This window comes from Brevundimonas sp. P2_A6 (genome assembly GCF_056404975.1).
In genome coordinates this window covers 354,527-375,448 of the sequence record NZ_JBFUCZ010000003.1, presented here as the reverse complement: position 1 = coordinate 375,448, position 20,922 = coordinate 354,527, and the positions used below count along the sequence as shown (strand labels likewise).

Here is a 20,922-nt window from a genome sequence, read left to right as displayed (position 1 = left end):
CAGTCTAGGTGCACGTATAGAATGTCTGCAATGGGTCGGAAGCGGACACTGGCCTTCCATGGCTGACGGCGTATTGTGTCGCGCTGTTCTGATGTGCGACGTAACGCTGAACTTCGCTACTCAATCCCCCGACCGATTCTGACGCACCCCTGTGCCATCCTCCGCGCATGGCCACGCCCTATCGCATCCGCAGCGCCGAGACCTGGGAGGCCGCGCGTCTCGCCTATCTCGACGGCTGCAGCGCCGAGGAGGTCTGCGAGCGGTTCGGGGTGGGGCTGTCGGCCTTGAGGAAGCGGGCCCGGTGCCAGGGCTGGCGGCGCAGGGATCATGGGGCGATCGATCCTTTCGCGGGCCTGGATGCCCCCACCGACGCGCGGGCCACGGCGGCCCTGATCCGACGGCGGATGTGCCGGGCGGTGATGCAGGGACGGCCGGTCGAGGCCCTGCGCTGGACGCGGCTCTACGCCCAGGCCTTGCACGATCTGCACGATGTCCACTGTGAAAATTTCGACGACGGCTCAGGAGCCCTTCCCCCATCCTTCATGGGGGAAAGCGGTCCGTCGCTGGCGCAGCCAGCCAGGACCGATGGGGGAAGTCTTGCCTTGCTTCTGCGCAGTGAAATTCCCCCATCCGTCCTGTTCGAGCTTCGCTCGAAGACGGACGGCTTTCCCCCGCAAAGCGCGGCGCAAGGGTTGGCTCTAGCCTGGCCAACCCCCCGCCCGGCTGAGCGCGCTCGGCGTCGGGCGACCGATCTTCTCGCCGATCCAGCGCGCGGTGCGAATCAGCGCGTCCAGGTCATAGCCGGTCGCATACCCGGCCCGCTCCAGCATATAGACCAGGTCCTCGGTCGCCACGTTTCCGGTGGCGCCGGGCGCGAAGGGGCAGCCGCCGATGCCGCCGACCGAGGCGTCCAGGACGTCGATCCCCGCCTCCACCGCCGCATAGGCATTGGCCACGCCGGTGTTTCGCGTGTCGTGGAAATGCAGGCGCAGGTTCGCCTCGGGCGCGACGGCGCGGGCGGCCTCGATCTTTCGGGTCACGCTCCACGGATCGCCCACCCCGATGGTATCGGCCAGCCCGATCTCGACGACACCCAGCGCCGCCAGCTCGCCCACCCGATCGGCCACCTGATCGACCGAGACCTCTCCGTCGAACGGACAGCCCCAGACGCACGACAGGGTCGCCGACAGGCGGGGCACCGGCGTGTCGGCCCCGTCGGAGTTGTGCCGCCGGGCGATGATGTCGCTCAGCATCGCGATCTGGGCCCGGCCATCCAGCCCCTGGTTCTTCAGCCCGAACCCATCGGTGACCGACAGGGACACATTGACCTCGTCCACCCCGGTGCCCAGCGCCCGATCGTATCCCTTGCCGTTCAGGACCAGGCCGATGCGGCTGTGACCGGGAGCTTGGGGCAGGGCGGCCATGACCTCCTCCGCCCCCGCCATCTGGGGCACCAGCCGGGGGTGGACGAAGCTGACCGCCTCGATCCGCCGCGCGCCCGCCGCCTCCAGCCGGGTGACCAGCTCGGCCCGCGTCGCGGGGTCCAGCACGGCCTTTTCGTTCTGCAGCCCGTCGCGGGGTCCGACCTCGACGATCTGGATCGGGCGGGGGCTCATGGCTGCGCCTCCGCAACGGCCGCGGGCGGCGCATAGACGGTCAGGCGTACGTCATCCCCGCTGGAATAGTTGTGGCCCGTCACCACCGCCACGGCCCGGCCCGGCACGCCTGTATCGGCGCTGGCGGCACGAAACGCCTCGGCGTCGCGGTCCTCGACGATGGCGGGCCGTCCCTCCGCCAGGGCCTTTGCCGCGCCGGCCGCATCGGTCAGCTGGGTGTCCCGCCCCGTCAGGAAGACGAAGCTCGGCTCATGGAAGGTGGTGATCGCCACCGGGCCGGGCACCAGTCCCTGATCCGGGGCCAGGCCGTTGGTCTCGAGCGCCGCCTCCAGCCGGGGGGCGATGGCCAGGGGGCGCAACTGACGGATCGTCCCCGCCAGCGCCGCATGGGCCACGACACCGAAGCCGACCGCGATCAGCAGGGCCGTGACGGCTGCCCGGTTCAGCAGCAGGAACCCGCCGATCAGCGCCGCCATGACCGCGCAGACGATGGTGATGGTCGCCCAGGTCTGGGCGGTGGAGGTCCCGAACGCGGTCAGGCCATAGACGGTGATGCCGCTGACGATCACCGCCGCGAACACCGCCAGCCCGGCTCCGGACCAGCGCGAGACAGTCCCGATCGGCCGGGTCAGGGCCGCGGCCATCAGAAGCGCGATCGCCCCGAAGGTCGGCAGCGTATAGTGGAACAGCTTGGTCGGCGTGGCCTCGAAGATCAGCCAGGCCGGCACCAGCCAGCAGACCAGAAACCGGATCGCCGGCTCCGCGCGACGGCTCCACCCCGTGGACAGGGCGGCGGGCAGCATCAGGGTGGCCGGAAACAGCAGCAGCGGCGACAGCAGCAGATAGTAGCCGGGCAGGGCGCCGTGGCTTTCCTGACCGCCCGCGACCTTGGACGCCATGTCGCCGATCAGGGCGTCGCGCCAGAAGCCGCCGTCCGTGGCGATGGTGACCGCGATGGCCCACGGCCCCACGATCAGCGCGACCAGCGGCACGCCCCAGCCCCAGCCCAGCCGCTTCAGCCACGCCCAGCTGCGGTCCCAGATCGACAGGGACAGGGCGGCCGGCACCACGACCAGCAGGCCGATCGGCCCCTTGATCAGGATGGACAGACCCACGCCCAGCCACAGCATCAGCTTGTAGGGGCGCTGCGTCGGATCGCCCCTGACCAGGGGCGCGACCTTCGACGCCATGTACAGCCGCGCCAGCCCGGCCATGGCCAGGGTGACGGAGCCGCACAGCATGGCGTCGGTCTTGGCGATCCCGGCCTCGGACGACAGCAGGAAGGTGGTGCCCAGAATGGCCCCCGCCAGGAAACCGGCCCTCGCCCCGAACAGGGCCGTCCCCATCCAGGCGCAGGCCCAGGCCGCCAGCATGGCCCCCAGGATCGACGGGATGCGATACGGCGCGATATCCCGGTTCTCGACCTTGGACGTCAGGGCGACGGCCGCCGCCTGCATCCAGTAGATGCCGACCGGCTTCTTCCAGCGCGGCTCGTCCTGGAAGCGGATGTCGACATAGTCGCCGCTCTCCAGCATCTGCGAGGTCGCCTGGGCATAGCGGCTCTCGTCGCGGTCCAGCGGCGGCAGCAGCAGCAGCGACGGCAGGCCGGCGACCAGCGCCAGCAGCGCCGCCAGCAGCGGTCCACGCCATCCGGCGATGTAGCGATCCAGGTCGGGTCGGGTCATGCGACGTTGCTAACACGAAGATGAACGGGGCGTCATGGCTCAAGCGGCGAGCGTGGACCGACCGATCGCTTTGACGCTACACAGCCGCATGAGCAGCGCCGCGACCCCCGACATCTCCGTCGTCGTCCCCGTCCACAACGAGGCGGGCGCGGCCGGGCCGCTGGCGCGCGAGATCGCGGCCGCCTTCGCGGGACGATCCTACGAGATGATCTTCGTCGATGACGCCAGCCGCGACACGACCCTGGCCGAGCTGCGGGCCCTGACCCCCGAACTGCCGACCCTGCGCGTCCTGGCCCACCAGACCAATGCGGGCCAGAGCCGGGCCGTGCGCACCGGCGTGCTGGCGGCGAGGGGGGCGATCGTCGTCACCCTGGACGGCGACGGCCAGAACCCGCCCGCCGATGCGCCCGCCCTGGTCGATGCCCTGATCGCCGCCCCGCCCCAGGTCGCCCTGGTGGGTGGCGTGCGTCAGAAACGGCAGGATTCGCAGGCCAAGCTGTGGGCGTCGCGCTGGGCCAACCGCATCCGCAAGAACCTGCTGGGCGACGACGCCGACGACACCGGCTGCGGGCTGAAGGCCTTCCGCCGCGACGTCTTCCTGCGGCTGCCCTACTTCGATCACATCCACCGCTACCTGCCGGCCCTGATGATCCGCGAGGGGTATGAGAACCGCTACCTGCCGATCAGCCATCGCCACCGCGAAACGGGTCAGTCGAAATACACCAACTGGGGACGGCTGCGGGCCTCCTTCACCGACCTGCTGGGCGTGATGTGGCTCAAGTCGCGGTCGCGGAAACCAGGACCCGTCACGGAATTCTAAGTTCGCCGATCAGGCGAGCCGGCATGGCCGCATCGAACGAAGCGGGCTATGTAGCGTTAACAAGCTCGGCTGTTGAACCGCGAAGGACCGACCCATGCTGATCGCCCTGCCTCTCTTGGCCATCCCGGTGGTGCTCTACAATCTGGTGGTCCTGTTCGGGGCCGGGAACGGAGGCCTCGCCGCCGCCGACGAGACCCTGCGTCAGGCGATGTTCTCGATCCCCATGACCTCGGGTGCCAGCTGGAACGTGGGCGTCGGCGACATGATCCTGTTCCTGTCGCTGATCCTGCTGTTCTTCGAACTGCTGAAGTCGACGTCGAGCCAGAAGGTCGCCATCGTCAATCACGCCCTGTCCATGGTCGTGTTCGTGGTCTGCCTGGTGGAGTTCCTGCTGGTCCGGGGCTTCGCCACCTCGACCTTCTTCCTGATCATCACGATGGTGATGCTGGATGTGCTGGCCGGGTTCATCGTCACCATCATCTCGGCCCGCAAGGACCTCGACTTCGGTGGCGGTCACTGAGGCCTAGATCAGCGCCGTGAAGATCAACGAGACGACGATCACGTCGAAGGCGCGGGCGGCGAAGGACAGGGTCATGGCGGGGTCCGAAAGGCGACAGGTCGCCTGACGGACTGCAAGGTCCGGGCCAGCCCGGCCGGTTTTCAGACGTCGGTCTTCTTGACCAGGCCCGAGGGCGGACGACGGTCCTTCTCGCCGGAATATTCGTTGCCCAGGTAGGTGGCGCGGGCCGCGTCCAGCACCGGCGGCCCGCCCTTCAGGCCCTTCCGCTGGCCCGTCTGTCCCATCAGCTGGGCAGAGAAGGCCGCCGCCGGATCGGCCGGGGCCGTCGCATCGGCAGGCCTTGCCGGGTGGGGTGCTTCGTCCATGACCTTGCCGACGGGCACCAGCTCGCGGCTGGTCGAACCCGCCCGCCGTTCCGCCTCGCGCCGCTGGGCCGCGCGTCGATCGCGCTCGCCCACCGGCCCGACGGGACGGACGCCGTCGTTCATGCCTTGTCGGAGCCCTTCGGAGCGGACGCGAGACGGTCGATCTGGGCCCGCATCTCGTCCATCTGGCGACGCATCTCGTCCAGCGGATTGCCGGCCGACGGTTCGGTCGGGGGTGGGGCAGCGGCCTCGCCGCCGGGACGCCCATAGGCGAAGGCCGGGAACATCCTCATGGCGTTCTCGAACATGGCCATGTTCTGCTTGACCGCCGCCTCCATCAGCCCGCCGCCCATCAGGCCGCTGGCGGGCGTGGCGCCGAACGCCTTGGTCATCTGGTCGCGGAACTGCTCCTGCTGGCGCGAGAAGCTTTCCAGCGACATCTCCAGATAGCTGGGCAGGACACCCTCCATCTGCCCGCCATAGAATCCGATCAGCTGACGCAGGAACTGGACGGGCAGCAAGGCCTGTCCCCGGCTTTCTTCCTCGAAGATGATCTGGGTCAGGATCTGGCGGGTCAGCTCCTCGTTCGTCTTGGCGTCGAACACGACGAAGTCGGTGCCCTCGCGCACCATGGTCGCCAGGTCTTCCAGCGTCACATAGGCCGAGGTCGAGGTGTTGTAGAGCCGTCGGTTGGCGTATTTCTTGATGACGACGACGTCGTCGCCCCTGCCATTATCCTTGGCCTTTTTGCCGGGGGTATTGCTGTCAGCCACGGGTACGCTTCCTCGCTGTTGCAGCGCCCGTTATCCCGCAGCGCGAAGCCCGACGCCAGTGGGCATGTGACGGTTCCGTATCAGGCCAGGTTCGGGGCCAGGACCACGCCGACCAGAACGGCCGCCCAGTGCACGCCCGCGCCCGCCACGACGAACCCATGCCAGATCGCCCGGCGATATTTGACCTTGGGCGAGATGAAGATCAGGACGCCCGACGTATAGATCAGCCCGCCCAGCACCAGCAGCGCCAGGGCGATGGGGTTGACCGTGTCGATCATCGGTTTCAGCGCGATCACGGCCAGCCAGCCGAACACGACATAGACGCCGCTCCAGAAGGCATCCGAGATGCGCGGCGCGACCAGCTTGGCCGCCACGCCGGCGAAAGCGATGGCCCAGACCACGATGGTGAAGCCGATGGCCCACCAGCCCTCGAACCGCTGGGTCGTGAACGGGGTATAGCTGCCCGCGATCATGAGAAAGATGGCCGCCTCGTCCAGACGCCGCAGGACCGGCCTCGCCTTGCCCGGACGCGTCAGGTTGTAGACGGTCGAGGCCGTCAGCATCGCCACCAGACACAGGGCATAGATGCCCGTCGCCGTCGCCGCGGCGACACCGCCATAGATGGCCGAAAGGACGGCCAGGACCAGGCCGCCGACCGCCGCCAGCGTCAGGCCCACGACGTGGACGACCAGATCGGCGGTGTGCTCGGCGCGCGACTGGTAGTGCTCCTCCAGATCGATCTGATCGGGGGTGCAGATGCGGGTGGCGTGGCGCTTCAGCATATTCAGCATGGATCACCAACTCGGCGGTTCTGCCTGTCGTTCCCTACATAGTGACGCTCGGGGATGACTTTCACCTGAACGAGGATCGCACAGGTGACGAATGCCGCGCGATGCGGCAGAAACGCCACGAAAACCTACCCCCGGCCTAACGGGCAGCCCGCCCGTCAAGGCCCGATCAAGGATCATCTCCCCATGACCGACGTCGTCATCGTCTCCGCCGCTCGCACGCCCGTCGGGTCCTTCCTTGGAGCCCTGTCGTCCCTGCCGGCCTCGAAACTGGGCGAGGTCGCCATCAAGGCGGCGCTGGAGCGCGCCGGCGTCGATCCGGCCGAGGTCGACGAGGTCATTCTGGGCCATGTGCTTCAGGCCGCCGCCGGTCAGGGACCCGCGCGCCAGGCGTCGATGGGGGCGGGCATCCCCAAGGAGACCCCGGCCTGGAGCCTGAATCAGATCTGCGGCTCCGGCCTGCGCGCCGTCGCGCTCGGCTACCAGCAGATCGCGATGGGCGACGCCAGGATCATCGTGGCCGGCGGCCAGGAGAGCATGAGCCAGGCCCCGCACGCCCAGCACCTGCGCACCGGCCACAAGATGGGCGACCTCGCGCTCACCGACACCATGATTAAGGACGGTCTGTGGGACGCCTTCAACGGCTATCACATGGGCCAGACGGCCGAGAACATCGCCGAGAAATATCAGATCAGCCGCGCCGATCAGGATGCCTTCGCCCTGGCCAGCCAGCACAAGGCCGAGGCCGCCCAGACGTCGGGCAAGTTCGACGAGGAAATCGTCCCCGTCGTGATCGCGGGCCGCAAGGGCGACGTCACCGTCGACAAGGACGAATACATCCGCCACGGCGCGACGCTGGAATCGATGGAGCGCCTGAAGCCCGCCTTTACCAGCGATGGGTCCGTCACCGCCGCCAATGCCTCGGGGCTCAACGACGGGGCGGCGGCCCTGGTCCTGATGTCGGCGGACGATGCCAAGGCGCGCGGGCTCGAACCCCTGGCCACCATCCGGTCCTGGGCCACGGCGGGCGTAGATCCGGCGATCATGGGAACCGGCCCGATCCCGGCGTCGAAGAAGGCGCTGGAAAAGGCGGGCTGGACCGTCGCCGACCTCGACCGCGTCGAATCCAACGAGGCCTTCGCCGCCCAGAGCCTGTGCGTGCTGAAGGAACTGGGCCTCGACCCGGCCAAGGTGAACGTCAACGGCGGCGCCATCGCCATCGGCCACCCGATCGGCGCCTCGGGCGCGCGCATCCTGACCACCCTGCTGCACGAGCTGAAGCGGTCGGGCGGAAAGAAGGGTCTGGCCACCCTGTGCATCGGCGGCGGCATGGGCGTGGCGATGTGCGTGGAGCGGACATAGTTCCCCTCTCCCAGAGGGAGAGGGCTTGAGGTTCGGAGAGCGCAGCGATCCGCAAACCGAAAGGGTGAGGGGTCAAGACCTCACCGGCTCACACCCGTCGTCGGGACGCCATGCGTCCCTTCTCCACCCCTCACCCTTTCGCGCCAGGACGACGGCTTAGCCGCCGTACGCTCAAGGCCTCTCCCTCTGGGAGAGGGAGGCCATAGGCGCTATGACCCCGCCGATGACGACAACGATCCTCTACGGCCGCCCGCCGCTGGTCTTCGACTCGCCCGGCGCCGCGACCCAGACCTCGCCCCTGATCCCCGGCTCGACCGCGCTGGAAAGCCTCGCCGATGGCTCGGTCGAGAGCGCCATGGTCTATGCCCCGCCCGGCGTGCTGGAGCGACGCTACACCCTGGCCCAGGTCATGCGCGCGCTGAAGGTCGGCGGGCGGCTCGACGTCATGGCCGCCAAGGACAAGGGCGGCTCGCGCCTCAAGAAGGAACTCGAGGCTTTCGGGCTCGACGTCGGCGAAAGCGCCAAGGCGCACCACCGGCGCTGCGTCGTCGTGAAGGCCGATGCTCTGACCGGCATCGATGCGGCCATCGCCGCCGGAGCCCTCCAGCGGGTCGAGGGGCTGGAGGCCTGGTCCCAGCCCGGCGTCTTCGCCTGGGACCGGATCGACGCCGGATCGGCCCAGCTGGCGCAGCATATGCCGCCTTTGAAAGGGTTAGGGGCCGATCTGGGCTGCGGTTACGGCGCCCTCGCCACGGTGGTCTTGCGATCCGAGGCCGTGACCGCGCTGCGCCTGATCGACCTGGACCGAAGGGCGATCGAGGCCGCCCAACGCAATGTGACCGACCCCCGAGCCACCTTCGAATGGGCCGATGTCCGCACGCTGGACGGCGCGGCCGATCTGGACTTCATCGTCTCCAACCCGCCCTTCCACGACGGCGGGGCCGAGGACCGACGCCTGGGCCAGGCCTTCATCAAGAAGGCCGCCGAGATGCTCAAGAAGGGCGGCACCCTGTGGCTCGTCGCCAACCGGCACCTGCCCTACGAGGCCGAACTGAAGACCGCCTTCCGCCGCGTGACCCCGATCACAGACGGCGGCGGCTACAAGCTGTTCGAAGCCGTCAAATGAAGACGCCCACCAGCCGCGTGGACAAGCTGTTGGGCTCCATGGGCTATGGCTCGCGGTCCGAGATCGCGCGTCTGGGCAAGGTGGGCGGCATCGTGCTGGACGGCGCGGACCTGACCGATGTGTCCAGGCGCATCGCCGTGACGCCGGACCTGCCGCACCGCATGCAGGTCGACGGTCGCCCGCTCGACCCGCCCGCGGGCCTGGTGCTGATCCTGAACAAGCCGCTGGGCATGACCTGTTCGCACAAGGAGGACGGCGATCTGGTCTATGACGTCCTGCCCGACCGCTGGCGTCGCCGCGATCCGGCGATCTCGACCATCGGGCGGCTGGACAAGCAGACCTCGGGCCTGCTGCTGCTGACCGACGACGGCGACCTGCTGCACCGGGTCATCTCGCCCAAGCGCCATGTCGCCAAGGTCTACCTGGCGACCCTGGCCCGGCCGCTGGCGGGCACCGAGGGCGACTTGTTCGCCGCCGGCGGCCTGGTGCTGGAAGGCGAGGACAAGCCCCTGGCCCCGGCCGCGCTGGAGGTCCTGTCGCCCACCGAAGCGCGATTGACGGTGACCGAGGGCCGCTATCACATGGTGCGGCGGATGTTCGCGGCGGTGGGCAACCACATCGAGGCCCTGCACCGTGAACGGGTCGGTGGCTTGGCGCTTCCGGACGATTTGGGCCCTGGCCATTGGCGGCTGGCGACGCAAGGCGAGATCGACGCGATCTTCGCCTGACGGAACCGCGTCACGCGGCCGGACTTATGGCTCCGCTTCCACGGAGTTCCCCATGACCGGCGCGACCCTGAAACGAGACCTGCGAACCGGCCGCTCGGTCTGGGCCGCCAGCCCCGGCCTGGGCGTGCCCGTCCACCCGCTGGAGCGCGCCATCAGCGTGGACGTCTGCATCGTCGGCGCCGGGATCAGCGCTGCCTTCATGGCGCGGGAACTCAGCCGCGACCATTCGGTGGCCGTGCTCGATCGCCGCCCGCCCTTGATGGGTTCGACCGTCGCATCCACCGCCATGCTGCAGTGGGAGATCGACCTGCCCCTGACCGCCCTGGCCGACAAGATCGGAGCGGCGAAGGCCGCCCAGGCCTATCGCCGCTCCCGCTCGGCCGTCGAGGACCTGAAGCGGATCGTGGCCGACGAACGCATCGTCTGCGGGCTGAAGGACAAGGGCTCGCTCTACATCGCGGGCGACGAGTACGGCCACCGCGCGCTGGAGGCCGAGGCCGAGGCCCGTGCCGCCCTGGGTCTGGACAGCCGTTACGTCGGCCCTGCGTCCCTGCGCGACACCTTCGGCATGGACCGAACCGGCGCGATCGTGTCCCAGGGCTCCGCCAGCGCCGACCCAGCCCGGCTGGCGGCGGGCCTGCTGCGCCGCGCGATCGCGGATGGCGCCCGTGTCTATTCGCCGGTCGAGGCTCTGGACGTGATCGGCGACCCGGACGGCGTCACCCTGACGACCTCGTCCGGCCATGCCGTGCGGGCGGAGAAGGTCATCTTCTGCTGCGGCTACGAATTCCCCAAGGGCGTACCGACCCCGGGAGCCAAGGTCATCTCGACTTGGGCCCTCGCGTCCAGGCCCCGTGCCCGCTGCCCCGCATGGCTGCGCGACATGCTGGTCTGGGAGGCGTCGGACCCCTACCTCTATTTCCGCATGGGCGGGGACGGTCGCCTGATCGTCGGCGGCGAGGACGAAGCCGATCCGGTCGCCCACGAGGACGAGGCGAAGCTGAAGCGCAAGTGCGAGACCATCTCGGCCAAGCTGCGTCGTCTGCTGCCCGCGATCGAGTTCGAGGTCGACTACACCTGGGCCGGAGCCTTCGGCGAAAGCGCCACCGGCCTGCCGTCCATCGGCCCGATCCAGGGCCTGGACCATGGCTGGGCCGTCATGGGTTTCGGCGGCAATGGCATCACCTATTCGGTCATCGCCTCCCAGATCGTGTCGGCGGAGGTGCGGGGCGGCAGCGACCCGGACGCGGGGCTGTATCGGCATTGATCTGGACGATGGCCATTCAGATGGCTATGTTTTGATGATGAGCGAATACTCAATGGCCCAGGCGAAGGATCAGCTTCCGCGCCTCATCAATCGGATGCTGGAGGGCGAGACCGTCACCATCACCCGGCGGGGTCGTCCTGTTGCTCACGTCGTCCCGATCGAGCCGGAACGTCCCGCCCCACAGCGTATCGATATTCAGGCGCTGCGGCGCTTGCGTGAGGCGGGTTCGACCGGAAAGACGCCCGTGATCGACACGGTACATGCCATGCGTGACGACTACCGCTATTGAACGTCGCCCTGGATACAAGCGTGCTCGTGGCAGCCTTTACCGAGGATGCCCATTCCAGTCAGGCTGAGGCCTGGCTCGATCGCGACGTTCCATTTCTGGTTTCTGACTGGGCTGCGGCGGAGTTCAGCGCGGCGATCCGGACCAAGGTCCGGCGTGGATATCTCAGGGTCGAACTGGTCCCCGAAATCGAAGCGATCTTCGATTCCTGGACGCGTGATCAAGGTGGCAGGCATTCCGTCCAGCCGGGCGATCACCTCTCGGCGCGGTTGCTGGTGGTACGGCATGACGGGCTGCGCGCTCCGGACGCGCTTCATCTCGCCATCGCCTTGAGGCTGAACGCAGCGATTGCCACGTTCGACCGGCGGCTCGACGAGGCATCGATCGCTGAAGGCTTGCCGGTCTTCGCCGCATGACCCGCGTCAAGATCTGCGGCCTGACCACCCCCGACACCCTGGACGCCGCCCTCGATCATGGCGCGGCCTTCGTGGGCGCGGTCTTCTTCGCCAGGAGCCCGCGCGACATCTCGCCCGAGGACGCCCGGCCGCTGTTCGAGCGGGCGCGGGGGCGGGCGGGGATCGTGGCGGTGACGGTCGATGCGGACGACGACCTGCTGAGCCGCATCGGTGCCCACTTAAGGCCCGACTTCGTCCAGCTGCACGGGCGCGAGACCGTGGCGCGCGCTCATCAGGTGCGGACCCTGACCGGCGCGGGGATCATCAAGGTCCTGTCGGTGTCGGCCCCCGCCGATCTCGATGCCGCCGACGGGTGGGAGGATCACGTCGATCACCTGATGTTCGATGCGAAGCCGCCTTCGGGTTCCGACCTGCCCGGCGGGGTCGGGGCAAGCTTCGACTGGGCCATGATGGGCGGCCGGGCCTTTCGCCACGACTGGTTCCTGGCCGGGGGTCTGACACCCGACAATGCGCCCCGGGCTGCGGCGATCAGTGGCGCACCCCTCCTCGATGTGTCCTCTGGCGTTGAAAGCAGCCCGGGTGTTAAGGACGCGGCCCGGATCGCGGCCTTTCTGAAGGCCGTGGCCTGATCATTTCGCCCGCCGCATTTTCGGCACGCCCTCGCGTGAAAGCTGACGCCCGTGAACGCCATCATCCCCAACGAATATGCGATGCCCGATGGCGAAGGCCGGTTCGGTCCCTATGGCGGCCGGTTCGTCGCCGAGACCCTGATGCCCTTGGTGCTGGAGCTGAACCACGCCTATGAGCGGTGCAAGGCCGACCCCACGTTTCAGGCCGAGCTGGACGACTATCTGACCCATTACGTCGGGCGGCCCAGCCCGCTGTATCTGGCCCAGCGCCTGACCGACCACTACGGCGCCGCCAACATCTGGTTCAAGCGCGACGAGCTGAACCACACGGGCGCGCACAAGATCAACAACTGCATGGGCCAGATCCTGCTGGCTATGCGGATGGGCAAGAAGCGCATCATCGCCGAGACGGGGGCCGGTCAGCACGGCGTGGCCACCGCCACCGTCTGCGCCCGCTTCGGCCTGCAATGCGTCGTCTACATGGGTGCTGCCGACGTGCAGCGTCAGTCGCCCAACGTCTTCCGCATGAAGCTGCTGGGGGCCGAGGTCATTCCGGTTACGTCCGGTCGCGGCACGCTTAAGGACGCCATGAACGAGGCGATGCGCGACTGGGTCACCAATGTCGAGGACACCTACTACTTGATCGGCACGGCGGCGGGTCCGCACCCCTATCCGGCCATGGTCCGCGACTTCCAGAGCGTGATCGGCAAGGAGACCAAGGTCCAGATGCAGGCCCGGCGCGGCAAGCTGCCCGACGCCGTGGTCGCGGCTATCGGCGGCGGCTCCAACGCCATCGGCCTGTTCCATCCCTTCATCGAGGACGCGGGCGTCCGCATGATCGGCATCGAGGCGGCCGGGCGCGGGCTGGACGGCCCCGACCACGCGGCCTCGCTTCAGGGCGGCCGCCCCGGCGTGCTGCACGGCAACCGCACCTATCTGCTCCAGGACGCCGACGGCCAGATCCTGGAGGGTCACTCCATCTCGGCCGGCCTCGACTATCCTGGCATCGGACCCGAGCACGCCTGGCTGAAGGACATGGGCCGCGCCGAATATCGCGCCGCCACCGATGCCGAAGCCCTGGAGGCTTTCCAGCTGTGTTCCAAGCTGGAGGGGATCATTCCCGCCCTGGAACCCAGCCATGCCCTGGCCCGCATCGGCGAGATCGCGGCCGAGATCGGCACCGGCGGCGACGTCGTCCTGAACATGTGCGGGCGCGGCGACAAGGACATCTTCGCGGTGGCCCAGCATCTGGGCGTGGAGCTTTAGACCATGATCGCAACTTTCCTTCTGGCGACGGCCCTGATGCAGACGGCGCCGGCCCTTCCGGTGGTCCTGCCCACCGTCGCCAATACGCAGGCCGACGCCACCTGCGGCGGTCGCACGGCCATGGTGGCCATCGCCACCTGCGTCGTCACAACCCAGGGCGCGGCCGAAGCCGCCATGGAGGCCTATAACGCGGACTTCGAGCGCCAGGGCTGGCTCGCCGCCGACGGCCGCGACAACCGCATCGTCTATGTCCGTCGCAAGGAGGGTGGCGGCTGCGACGCCTTCCAGGTCCTGGCCTATGCGGGTCAGAACACCGCCGACCCCGCCGGTCCAGCCTATCTGGCGTTCGCCGCCGTGCCGGGCGACGTGTGCGCGGCCCCTGCTGCTGCTCCAGTGACGCCCGCCCCATGACGACATCGCGTATCGATGCCCGTTTCGCCGCGCTGAAGGCCGAGGGTCGGGCCGGCTTTGTCGCCTATGTCATGGCCGGCGATCCCACGCGCGACGAGGCGCTGGCGATCCTGCGCGGCCTGCCCGCCGCCGGGGCCGACGTCATCGAACTGGGCTTTCCGTTCAGCGACCCGATGGCCGAGGGACCGCCGATCCAGCGCGCGGCGTTGCGAGGCCTCAAGGCCGGACTGACGCTGAAGGGCACGCTGGACCTGGCCCGCGCCTTCCGCGAGGGCGACGCCGACACCCCCCTGATCCTGATGGGCTATCTGAACCCGATCGAGAGCTATGGCTACGACGCCTTCGCCCGCGACGCGGCGGCCGCCGGGGTCGATGGCTGCATCGTCGTGGACTGCCCGCCTGAGGAGGCCGACCCCCTGACCGACGCCCTGGATGCGGCGCAGGTCTCGCTGATCCGTCTGGCCACGCCGACGTCGGACGACGCGCGGCTGGAGGTCATTGCCCGCCGCACCTCGGGCTTCGTCTATTACGTCTCCGTCGCCGGGGTGACAGGCGTGAAGGAGGCCCAGTCGGCGTCCGTCGCCCCCGCCGTCGAACGCGTCCGCCGCGCCTCGGGCCTGCCGGTCGCCGTCGGCTTTGGGGTCAAGACGCCCGAACGCGCCGCCGAAATCGCCCGCGTCGCCGACGCCGTCGTGGCCGGATCGGTGCTGGTCGACGAGGTCGCCGCCGCGCTCGAGGCGAACGAACCGGTCGCGGCTCGCGTTCTGTCCAAGGTGAAGGCCTTGGCCGACGCCGTGCGCGGTGCGCGCGTGGGCGAAACCGTCTAAGAGACCCGCATGGCCGACAAGACCCCTCCCAAACCCCCCGAGAAACGCGGCGGCTGGCTCAGCCGCTTCGCCCCCGGCGTCCGCAAGATCGTCAGCCGGCGCGAGACGCCCGACAACCTCTGGGTCAAGGATCCCGACAGCGGCGACATGCTGTATCGTCCGGACCTGGAGACGGCGCTGTGGGTCACGCCGTCCGGCCGCCACATGCGGATCAATGCGTCCCAGCGTCTGGGCTACACCTTTGACGACGGCGAATACGAGCCCATCGCCTCGCCCGAGGTGGCCGAGGACCCGCTGAAGTTCTCGGACGGCAAGCCCTATCGCGAACGGCTGATCGCGGCGCGCAAGGCCACGGGCCTGAAGGACGCCATGTCCATCGGCTTCGGCGACATCGGCGGCACGCCCGCCGTGGCGGTGGTTCAGGACTTCGCCTTCATGGGCGGGTCGCTGGGCATGGCGGCGGGCGAGGGCTTCATCGCCGCCGCCCACGCGGCCATCCAGCGCAACGTGCCCCTGGTCTGTTTCACCGCCGCGGGTGGGGCGCGCATGCAGGAGGGCGCGCTCAGCCTGATGCAGATGGCCCGCACCACCCTGGCCGTGCAGGAGCTGAAGGACGCGCAACTGCCCTATGTCGTCGTTCTGACCGATCCGACGACCGGGGGCGTCACCGCCTCCTATGCCATGCTGGGCGACGTTCATCTGGCCGAGCCGGGGGCCCTGATCGGCTTCGCGGGTCCGCGCGTTATCGAGACAACGATCCGCGAGAAGCTGCCGCCGGGCTTCCAGCGTTCCGAGTATCTGCAGGAGAAGGGTATGGTCGACCGCGTCGTCTCTCGCGCGGACCTGCCTGAGACCCTGGGCAAGGTCCTGTCGATGCTGATGGGCGGGCGGCGTCAGGCGGCCTGACGCCTCCGGAACGGCCAGTCGATCACCTCGCCGGCCCATAGCGCCCACCAGACGATGACCGGCTGAAACAGCAGCCTTGGCCCGTGATAGGCCCAGCCGAGGTGCGGCTGCGCCAGGCCAAGGTCGTTGATGGCGTGCTGGATGTTCGCCGGGAACACGCAGACCGCATACAGCGCCAGACCCATCCCCGCCGCGCGCCGCAGGCGCGGGATCATCAGTCCAACCGCGCCCGCCAGTTCGGCGACGCCTGTCAGGGCGATCACGACAGGTGCGAAAGGGACCCAGGCGGGGGTTATGCCCACGAAGGGCCCGGGCACCAGCAGATGCAGCGCTCCGGCCGCCAGGAAGGCGACGATCAGGATCAAACGGGCGACGACGCGACTTCGTGACATCGGGCGACCTTAGGCTCTCCCGTGCCGGGGCCTAGAGGGATAAGAAGGGGCCATGGATCCCGTCTCCGAACGCCTTCGCCTGCGCCATCCGCAAAAGATCGACCTGTCGCTGGACCGGATGCGGACCTTGTGCGCGGTTCTGGGGCAACCCCAGATGCACCTGCCCCCCGTGATCCACGTCGCCGGGACCAACGGCAAGGGCTCGACCATCGCCTTCATCCGCGCGATGGCGGAGGCGGCCGGCTTGAAGGTGCACACCTATACCTCGCCCCATCTGGTCCGCTTCAACGAACGGATCCGGCTATCCGGAGACCTCATCTCCGACGAACGGCTGTCGGCCATCCTGGACCGGATCGAAGCCGTGCGCGGGGTGGAGACGACCGTATTCGAGAGCACGACCGCGGCTGCCTTCGTCGCCATGTCCGAAGTCCCCGCCGACCTCGCTATCGTAGAGGTCGGACTGGGTGGATCGCTGGACGCGACCAACGTCATAGAGCGCCCGCTGCTGAGCGTGATCGCGCCCGTGGATTACGATCACGCGGAGTTCCTGGGCACGCGGATCGAAGGCATCGCGGGCGAGAAGGCGGGCATCCTGAAAGCCGGGGCGCGCGGCATCGTGGCACGCCAGCATGAGGCCGCCATGGCGGTGATCGAAGCCAGGGCCGGGTCGGTGCTGACGCCGCTGACCGTGATGGGCACGGACTTCGACGCCTGGTCCGAGCGAGGCGGCATGGTGTTTCAGGATCAGGAGCGGTTCCTGGATCTACCCGCCCCGGGCCTGCGCGGTCCGCATCAGATCGCCAACGCCGGCCTGGCCGTGGCGGTCGCGCTGGAGCTGGATCTGCCGGAGGCCGCGATCGCCGCAGGGGTTCAGGGAGCGACCTGGCCCGCGCGGATGCAGCGGCTGTCCGCTGGCCCCTATGGCGAGATGGCGCGGGCGGCGGAAGCCGAACTGTGGCTGGACGGCGGGCACAATCCCCATGCCGGGCGGGCGCTGGCCGAGGCGCTCGCTGAGCGCCAGGCCAAAGCCCCACGCCCCCTGGCGCTCATCGTCGGCATGCTGGCCAACAAGGACCACGCGGGCTTCTTCGAAGCTCTGAAAGGATCTGAAGCGCACGTCTTCACGATCGGCTTCGAGGGTGCGGCAGCCGATCCAGCGGCGCTTGCCGCGGTGGCGCGGGGGCACGGGCTCGGGGCCCAGAGCTCGTCCTCGGTCGAGGCGGCGCTCAGCCGGGCCTTGCGCCTGGGGGCGGGCCGCGTGGTGATCTGCGGCTCGCTGTATCTGGCCGGAGAGGTGCTGGGCGCGTCCCCGGAGACCTGGCCGGTCTAGCCCGTTCGCAACCCCGTGATCGTGCGGTTGGGCGCGATGTCTTCGGCCGAGGTGATCAGGTGGATCAGCGCCGGGCGATGCTTCGCGGCATCCCGGGCGGCCTGCAGGACGGCCGGGAAGGTCTCTGTCGTCTCGCAGCGGATGGCGAACGCCCCGAAGGCCTCGGCGTATTTGACGAAGTCGGGGTTCTTCAGGTCCGTGGCCATGACCCGGCGGGGATAGTGCCCCTCCTGGTGCATGCGGATGGTGCCGTAGGTTCCGTTGTCGACCACGATGACCAGGGTGTTGATGCCATGCTGGACGGCGGTGGCCAGTTCCTGACTGGTCATCAGGAAGTCGCCGTCGCCCGCGACGCAGATCACCTCGCGGTCCGGATGCAGGGACTTGGCGGCGACGGCGGCCGGATAGCCGTATCCCATCGCGCCTGACGTCGGGGCCAGCTGTGTGCGGCAGGCGCGGTGACGATAGAAGCGATGCAGCCAGGCCGCGAAGTTGCCGGCGCCGTTGGTGACCATGGCGGTGGCGGGCAGGACCTGACCCAGATGGGCCATGCATTCGCTCATGTTCACCGCGCCGGTGACCGGCACGGGTGTGGAGAAGGCCTGGTAGTGGGCATGGGCAGTCCGGGCCTGCTCGTGCCATGTCCGGCCCGGCTCGAGTGTCGCCAGGGCGTGGGCGGCCAGGCTGTTGTCGGCGGTGGCGCTGATCAAAGGCGTCCAGACCCGACCCAGTTCCTCCGCGCCAGGGTGGATGTGGACCAGGGTCCGGGCCGTGTGGTCGCGAGTGAACAGCGTGTAGCCCTGGGTCGGGTTCTCGCCCAGCCGCGCGCCGAGCGCGATCAGCAGGTCGGCTTCGCGGGCCCGCTTCATCAGCTCGGGATTGCAGCCGAGCCCGAGGTCGCCGGCATAGTTCGTCCGGTCGTTGGACAGGATGTCCTTCCTGCGGAACGACAGGGCGACGGGCAGGCCCAGCCGCTCGGCCCAGTCGCCGATGGCGGCGGCGGCGTCCTCGGTCCAGCCGGAGCCGCCCAGCACCAGCAGAGGACGTTCGGCCTTCGACAGGCGCTCACCCAGGTCGGCGAGGAAGGATGGGTCCAGTCCCGCCTTCGCCGGCGCTACGGCGCGGATCGGAGCGGGGCCGCCGGGCGAATGCAGGATGTCCTCGGGCAGGGCGATGACGACCGGCCCCATCCGTCCCTGCTGGGCCGTGGCGAAGGCGCGCTCGACGATCTCGACGGTGCGGTCCGGGCTCTCGATCTCGGTCGCCCATTTGGCCAGGCCGCCGAAGACCTCGCGGTAGTCGACCTCCTGAAAGGCCCCGCGCCCCCGGTCGCTCAGCGCGATCTGGCCGACGAACAGGATCATCGGGGTGGAGTCCTGATGGGCCGTGTGCACGCCGATGGAGGCATGGGTCGCGCCGGGTCCGCGCGTGACCATGCAGACGCCGGGGCGACCCGTCAGCTTGCCATAGGCCTCGGCCATGTTCGCGGCGCCGGCCTCGTGGCGACAGGTGACGACCTCGATCTCGGGGTGATCGACCAGGGCGTCCAGGACCGCCAGATAGCTTTCGCCGGGCACGCAGAAGACCCGAGTCACGCCGTTGATGGCTAGGGTCTCGACGAGGCGGCGGGCCGCAGTTCCGGCGGGTTGCTGGCGAATGTCTGTCATGCGGCGCGACCTAGCAGATCAGGGACGGTCTTGGCGATGGAACCTGCGGTGACGCTTGGCGTTTCAAAAGCTTCACCGTTTGGAGACCTCCCCATGAAGAAGATCATCGCCCTGACCGTCGTCGCCGCCGCCCTGGCCGTGTCGGCCTGCAACACGATTTCCGGCGTTGGCCGTGACGTCTCGGCGGCTGGCTCGGCCGTTTCGACGGGTGCCGAGCAAGCCAAGAACTAAGGCCGACCCAACCGAGGGGATGGGCGTCGCAGGACGCCCATCCCTTTTTTTTGAAGGCGACGTCCTATCGCGCTTCGGGCCGTCCGCCCTCGGCCCATTCCGGCGTGAAGTCGCCCTCGGCCAGTTCGGACAGCGGCTCGACCAACGATTGAATGGCGGCGGTCATGAAGTCGAAATTGATGTTGGCGATCGTGTCTTCCGGCGTGTGATAGGTCGGAATGGTCGCCCAGCCCGAGATGGTGTGGGCAACGATGCCCCGCTGGGCCAAGGCATAGTTGTCCGAGCGCTGGAAGAAATTCTGTTCCGGATACGGGTCAGGGCCGATCAGTGCGCCGCGCGCCTTCATTTCGGGCCCGAAGTTGGAACGCTCGAACCCCGTCATCATCATCACGCCGGCCGGAAGCTGAGGGTCTTGATCGGCGATCATCTCGATCTCGAGGTTGGCCTTCAGACGCTCCAGCGGGATCGGCGGATGGGCCACGAAATAGCGTGAGCCCAGCAAACCCGCCTCCTCCGACCCATAGGCCACGAACATCACGTTCATGCGGTGCGGGCCGGTGCCCGACAGGGCGCGCGCCAACTCGATCACCGCAACGGTGCCCGAGGCGTCGTCGTTGGCGCCATGCATGACGATCCCGTCGGACCGCAGGCCGAGGTGATCCAGGTGTGCAGAGACCATCAGGACCGGTCCATCCGGCTCGGTCCCCGCCAGCCAGCCGATGGCGTTGGTCGTTACGCCGTCCTCCACCGTCGTCGCTCCCGGATCGAAGGCCGCCGCGCCACCCGAGGCCTTGAACCGGTCATAGACGTCGGGAGCCACGACAATGACGACTGGCCCGCCACGCGCGGGCGTCTCGGCCAGCCGGATGATCGGGTCGCGGCTTCCGCTGTCGGACGTCGCCTGGGCCAGAGCCTCGGTCCGGCGCATCAGGATCAGTTGCGCCCCGCTGCCCATCGCCGCGCCAAACAGGGCGCGCACGCCCGGCCCCTCGGGTGGCGCGATCATCAGGGTCTCGGCGCCTGACGGCAGGGCCGAGGGATCCTCGGCTACGGTGATCAGGCCCGACGCGGCCGTCAGCCCACCGGTCAGGATGGCGAAGTCCGTCCCCTGACGGAGGGTCGTATCCCCCACCACCACGGTCGCTGCTCCAGAAGGCGTGATCTTGGTCACCGGCGCGCGCTGCAGATAGCCGTCCATGCCCGGCACAGGCGTCAGGCCGGTCAGGCGGAACTGGGCGGCGACATAGGCGGCGGCGATGGCCTCGTCCCGCGTCGCGCTGCCGCGTCCCTGAAGCTCGTCCCCGGCCAGGAAATTCATGTGCGCCTCGACCGCGTTGCGATCGACCGTCGTGGTCTGTTGCGCCAGCGCCGGTGCGGCCGTCAGGGCGATCAGGGAGACGGCGGCGAGGACGATGCGTTTCATGGCGGCTTCCTGACGGTGGCGATGCCCAGGCGTAGAAGCCCGGTCACGGTCGCGTCAAGCCGGTGGAGCGAACCGTGACGCTGCCTTA

At 68.8% G+C, this 20,922-nt stretch carries 23 protein-coding genes; 15 read left to right on the top strand and 8 right to left on the bottom strand.

Annotated elements, in window-relative coordinates:
* Window positions 1–698: 698 nt before the first annotated feature.
* Window positions 699–1,616 (bottom strand): hydroxymethylglutaryl-CoA lyase, encoded by a 918-nt coding sequence (locus tag AC1DW4_RS10785; protein WP_477017261.1) that lies wholly within the window; start codon window positions 1,614–1,616, stop codon window positions 699–701.
* Window positions 1,613–3,301, bottom strand: a complete 1,689-nt coding sequence (locus tag AC1DW4_RS10780) for an ArnT family glycosyltransferase (protein WP_477017260.1) — start codon at window positions 3,299–3,301, stop codon at window positions 1,613–1,615. The genes AC1DW4_RS10785 and AC1DW4_RS10780 overlap by 4 nt, the downstream gene beginning before the upstream one ends.
* Window positions 3,302–3,389: 88 nt before the next feature.
* Here AC1DW4_RS10780 and AC1DW4_RS10775 point away from each other — a divergent pair, with 88 nt between their 5' ends.
* Window positions 3,390–4,121 (top strand): glycosyltransferase family 2 protein, encoded by a 732-nt coding sequence (locus tag AC1DW4_RS10775; RefSeq protein WP_477017259.1) that lies wholly within the window; start codon window positions 3,390–3,392, stop codon window positions 4,119–4,121.
* Between the two features lie 94 nt (window positions 4,122–4,215).
* Window positions 4,216–4,641, top strand: coding sequence for a hypothetical protein (locus tag AC1DW4_RS10770; protein ID WP_477017258.1), 426 nt, complete (start codon window positions 4,216–4,218; stop codon window positions 4,639–4,641).
* A 140-nt stretch (window positions 4,642–4,781) separates the two neighbouring features.
* On the opposite strand, the gene AC1DW4_RS10765 is transcribed toward AC1DW4_RS10770, so the two are convergent.
* The 3 genes from AC1DW4_RS10765 to trhA all read right to left on the bottom strand — a co-directional run bounded on the left by AC1DW4_RS10765 (window position 4,782) and on the right by trhA (window position 6,570).
* A complete protein-coding gene (locus tag AC1DW4_RS10765) occupies window positions 4,782–5,129 on the bottom strand; it encodes a hypothetical protein (protein ID WP_477017257.1) in 348 nt (115 codons plus the stop codon).
* Window positions 5,126–5,779, bottom strand: coding sequence for a polyhydroxyalkanoate synthesis repressor PhaR (phaR, locus tag AC1DW4_RS10760; RefSeq protein ID WP_477017256.1), 654 nt, complete (start codon window positions 5,777–5,779; stop codon window positions 5,126–5,128). Before phaR ends, AC1DW4_RS10765 begins: the two co-directional genes overlap by 4 nt.
* 80 nt (window positions 5,780–5,859) lie before the next feature.
* Complete coding sequence (gene trhA / locus AC1DW4_RS10755) at window positions 5,860–6,570, bottom strand: PAQR family membrane homeostasis protein TrhA (RefSeq protein ID WP_477017255.1); 711 nt, start codon at window positions 6,568–6,570, stop codon at window positions 5,860–5,862.
* A gap of 183 nt (window positions 6,571–6,753) precedes the next feature.
* Here trhA and AC1DW4_RS10750 point away from each other — a divergent pair, with 183 nt between their 5' ends.
* The 11 genes from AC1DW4_RS10750 to accD all read left to right on the top strand — a co-directional run bounded on the left by AC1DW4_RS10750 (window position 6,754) and on the right by accD (window position 15,791).
* Window positions 6,754–7,929: an acetyl-CoA C-acetyltransferase gene (locus AC1DW4_RS10750; protein WP_477017254.1), complete on the top strand. Its 1,176-nt coding sequence runs from the start codon at window positions 6,754–6,756 to the stop codon at window positions 7,927–7,929.
* 223 nt (window positions 7,930–8,152) lie between these two features.
* Window positions 8,153–9,055 carry a class I SAM-dependent methyltransferase gene (locus AC1DW4_RS10745; RefSeq protein WP_477017253.1) on the top strand — a complete coding sequence of 301 codons (903 nt, stop codon included), beginning with the start codon at window positions 8,153–8,155 and terminating at the stop codon, window positions 9,053–9,055.
* Complete coding sequence (locus AC1DW4_RS10740; protein ID WP_477017252.1) at window positions 9,052–9,783, top strand: pseudouridine synthase; 732 nt, start codon at window positions 9,052–9,054, stop codon at window positions 9,781–9,783. Before AC1DW4_RS10745 ends, AC1DW4_RS10740 begins: the two co-directional genes overlap by 4 nt.
* Window positions 9,784–9,835: 52 nt before the next feature.
* Window positions 9,836–11,050, top strand: coding sequence for an NAD(P)/FAD-dependent oxidoreductase (locus tag AC1DW4_RS10735; RefSeq protein ID WP_477017251.1), 1,215 nt, complete (start codon window positions 9,836–9,838; stop codon window positions 11,048–11,050).
* Window positions 10,959–11,339 (top strand): type II toxin-antitoxin system Phd/YefM family antitoxin, encoded by a 381-nt coding sequence (locus AC1DW4_RS10730; protein ID WP_477017250.1) that lies wholly within the window; start codon window positions 10,959–10,961, stop codon window positions 11,337–11,339. The genes AC1DW4_RS10735 and AC1DW4_RS10730 overlap by 92 nt, the downstream gene beginning before the upstream one ends.
* Window positions 11,336–11,752 (top strand): type II toxin-antitoxin system VapC family toxin, encoded by a 417-nt coding sequence (locus tag AC1DW4_RS10725; RefSeq protein WP_477017249.1) that lies wholly within the window; start codon window positions 11,336–11,338, stop codon window positions 11,750–11,752. The genes AC1DW4_RS10730 and AC1DW4_RS10725 overlap by 4 nt, the downstream gene beginning before the upstream one ends.
* Window positions 11,749–12,381: a phosphoribosylanthranilate isomerase gene (locus AC1DW4_RS10720; protein ID WP_477017248.1), complete on the top strand. Its 633-nt coding sequence runs from the start codon at window positions 11,749–11,751 to the stop codon at window positions 12,379–12,381. Before AC1DW4_RS10725 ends, AC1DW4_RS10720 begins: the two co-directional genes overlap by 4 nt.
* A gap of 81 nt (window positions 12,382–12,462) precedes the next feature.
* Entirely contained in the window at window positions 12,463–13,647 is a 1,185-nt protein-coding gene (gene trpB, locus AC1DW4_RS10715; RefSeq protein ID WP_477017294.1) for a tryptophan synthase subunit beta, read from the top strand.
* A gap of 3 nt (window positions 13,648–13,650) precedes the next feature.
* A complete protein-coding gene (locus AC1DW4_RS10710; protein WP_477017247.1) occupies window positions 13,651–14,058 on the top strand; it encodes a hypothetical protein in 408 nt (135 codons plus the stop codon).
* On the top strand, window positions 14,055–14,885 hold the full coding sequence (gene trpA / locus AC1DW4_RS10705; protein ID WP_477017246.1) for a tryptophan synthase subunit alpha: 831 nt from the start codon (window positions 14,055–14,057) through the stop codon (window positions 14,883–14,885). Before AC1DW4_RS10710 ends, trpA begins: the two co-directional genes overlap by 4 nt.
* A 9-nt stretch (window positions 14,886–14,894) precedes the next feature.
* Complete coding sequence (gene accD / locus AC1DW4_RS10700) at window positions 14,895–15,791, top strand: acetyl-CoA carboxylase, carboxyltransferase subunit beta (protein WP_477017245.1); 897 nt, start codon at window positions 14,895–14,897, stop codon at window positions 15,789–15,791.
* Here the strand turns inward: accD and AC1DW4_RS10695 are convergent.
* Complete coding sequence (locus AC1DW4_RS10695; RefSeq protein ID WP_477017244.1) at window positions 15,779–16,183, bottom strand: DoxX family protein; 405 nt, start codon at window positions 16,181–16,183, stop codon at window positions 15,779–15,781. The genes accD and AC1DW4_RS10695 overlap by 13 nt on opposite strands.
* A gap of 52 nt (window positions 16,184–16,235) precedes the next feature.
* On the opposite strand from AC1DW4_RS10695, the gene AC1DW4_RS10690 reads away from it, so the two are divergent.
* Window positions 16,236–17,513: a bifunctional folylpolyglutamate synthase/dihydrofolate synthase gene (locus tag AC1DW4_RS10690; protein WP_477017243.1), complete on the top strand. Its 1,278-nt coding sequence runs from the start codon at window positions 16,236–16,238 to the stop codon at window positions 17,511–17,513.
* On the opposite strand, the gene AC1DW4_RS10685 is transcribed toward AC1DW4_RS10690, so the two are convergent.
* Window positions 17,510–19,180: a thiamine pyrophosphate-binding protein gene (locus AC1DW4_RS10685; RefSeq protein WP_477017242.1), complete on the bottom strand. Its 1,671-nt coding sequence runs from the start codon at window positions 19,178–19,180 to the stop codon at window positions 17,510–17,512. The two genes, AC1DW4_RS10690 and AC1DW4_RS10685, sit on opposite strands and share 4 nt — an antisense overlap.
* 93 nt (window positions 19,181–19,273) lie before the next feature.
* On the opposite strand from AC1DW4_RS10685, the gene AC1DW4_RS10680 reads away from it, so the two are divergent.
* Window positions 19,274–19,411, top strand: coding sequence for an entericidin A/B family lipoprotein (locus AC1DW4_RS10680; protein ID WP_477017241.1), 138 nt, complete (start codon window positions 19,274–19,276; stop codon window positions 19,409–19,411).
* Between the two features lie 64 nt (window positions 19,412–19,475).
* Here the strand turns inward: AC1DW4_RS10680 and AC1DW4_RS10675 are convergent, their stop codons facing one another.
* Complete coding sequence (locus AC1DW4_RS10675; protein ID WP_477017240.1) at window positions 19,476–20,834, bottom strand: M28 family metallopeptidase; 1,359 nt, start codon at window positions 20,832–20,834, stop codon at window positions 19,476–19,478.
* Window positions 20,835–20,922 lie beyond the last annotated feature (88 nt).

Excerpts from the sequence above, each read along its gene's own strand:
- AC1DW4_RS10740 (WP_477017252.1), top strand. The coding sequence starts at position 9,052 with ATGAAGACGCCCACCAGCCGCGTGGACAAGCTGTTGGGCTCCATGGGC.
- AC1DW4_RS10775 (WP_477017259.1), top strand. The coding sequence starts at position 3,390 with ATGAGCAGCGCCGCGACCCCCGACATCTCCGTCGTCGTCCCCGTCCAC.
- AC1DW4_RS10735 (WP_477017251.1), top strand. The coding sequence starts at position 9,836 with ATGACCGGCGCGACCCTGAAACGAGACCTGCGAACCGGCCGCTCGGTC.
- trpB (WP_477017294.1), top strand. The coding sequence starts at position 12,463 with ATGCCCGATGGCGAAGGCCGGTTCGGTCCCTATGGCGGCCGGTTCGTC.
- trhA (WP_477017255.1), bottom strand. The coding sequence starts at position 6,570 with ATGCTGAATATGCTGAAGCGCCACGCCACCCGCATCTGCACCCCCGAT.
- AC1DW4_RS10710 (WP_477017247.1), top strand. The coding sequence starts at position 13,651 with ATGATCGCAACTTTCCTTCTGGCGACGGCCCTGATGCAGACGGCGCCG.
- AC1DW4_RS10695 (WP_477017244.1), bottom strand. The coding sequence starts at position 16,183 with ATGTCACGAAGTCGCGTCGTCGCCCGTTTGATCCTGATCGTCGCCTTC.
- AC1DW4_RS10765 (WP_477017257.1), bottom strand. The coding sequence starts at position 5,129 with ATGAACGACGGCGTCCGTCCCGTCGGGCCGGTGGGCGAGCGCGATCGA.
- AC1DW4_RS10745 (WP_477017253.1), top strand. The coding sequence starts at position 8,153 with ATGACGACAACGATCCTCTACGGCCGCCCGCCGCTGGTCTTCGACTCG.
- AC1DW4_RS10780 (WP_477017260.1), bottom strand. The coding sequence starts at position 3,301 with ATGACCCGACCCGACCTGGATCGCTACATCGCCGGATGGCGTGGACCG.
- AC1DW4_RS10690 (WP_477017243.1), top strand. The coding sequence starts at position 16,236 with ATGGATCCCGTCTCCGAACGCCTTCGCCTGCGCCATCCGCAAAAGATC.
- AC1DW4_RS10770 (WP_477017258.1), top strand. The coding sequence starts at position 4,216 with ATGCTGATCGCCCTGCCTCTCTTGGCCATCCCGGTGGTGCTCTACAAT.
- AC1DW4_RS10685 (WP_477017242.1), bottom strand. The coding sequence starts at position 19,180 with ATGACAGACATTCGCCAGCAACCCGCCGGAACTGCGGCCCGCCGCCTC.
- trpA (WP_477017246.1), top strand. The coding sequence starts at position 14,055 with ATGACGACATCGCGTATCGATGCCCGTTTCGCCGCGCTGAAGGCCGAG.
- AC1DW4_RS10720 (WP_477017248.1), top strand. The coding sequence starts at position 11,749 with ATGACCCGCGTCAAGATCTGCGGCCTGACCACCCCCGACACCCTGGAC.
- accD (WP_477017245.1), top strand. The coding sequence starts at position 14,895 with ATGGCCGACAAGACCCCTCCCAAACCCCCCGAGAAACGCGGCGGCTGG.
- AC1DW4_RS10750 (WP_477017254.1), top strand. The coding sequence starts at position 6,754 with ATGACCGACGTCGTCATCGTCTCCGCCGCTCGCACGCCCGTCGGGTCC.
- AC1DW4_RS10680 (WP_477017241.1), top strand. The coding sequence starts at position 19,274 with ATGAAGAAGATCATCGCCCTGACCGTCGTCGCCGCCGCCCTGGCCGTG.
- AC1DW4_RS10675 (WP_477017240.1), bottom strand. The coding sequence starts at position 20,834 with ATGAAACGCATCGTCCTCGCCGCCGTCTCCCTGATCGCCCTGACGGCC.
- AC1DW4_RS10730 (WP_477017250.1), top strand. The coding sequence starts at position 10,959 with ATGGCATCACCTATTCGGTCATCGCCTCCCAGATCGTGTCGGCGGAGG.
- AC1DW4_RS10785 (WP_477017261.1), bottom strand. The coding sequence starts at position 1,616 with ATGAGCCCCCGCCCGATCCAGATCGTCGAGGTCGGACCCCGCGACGGG.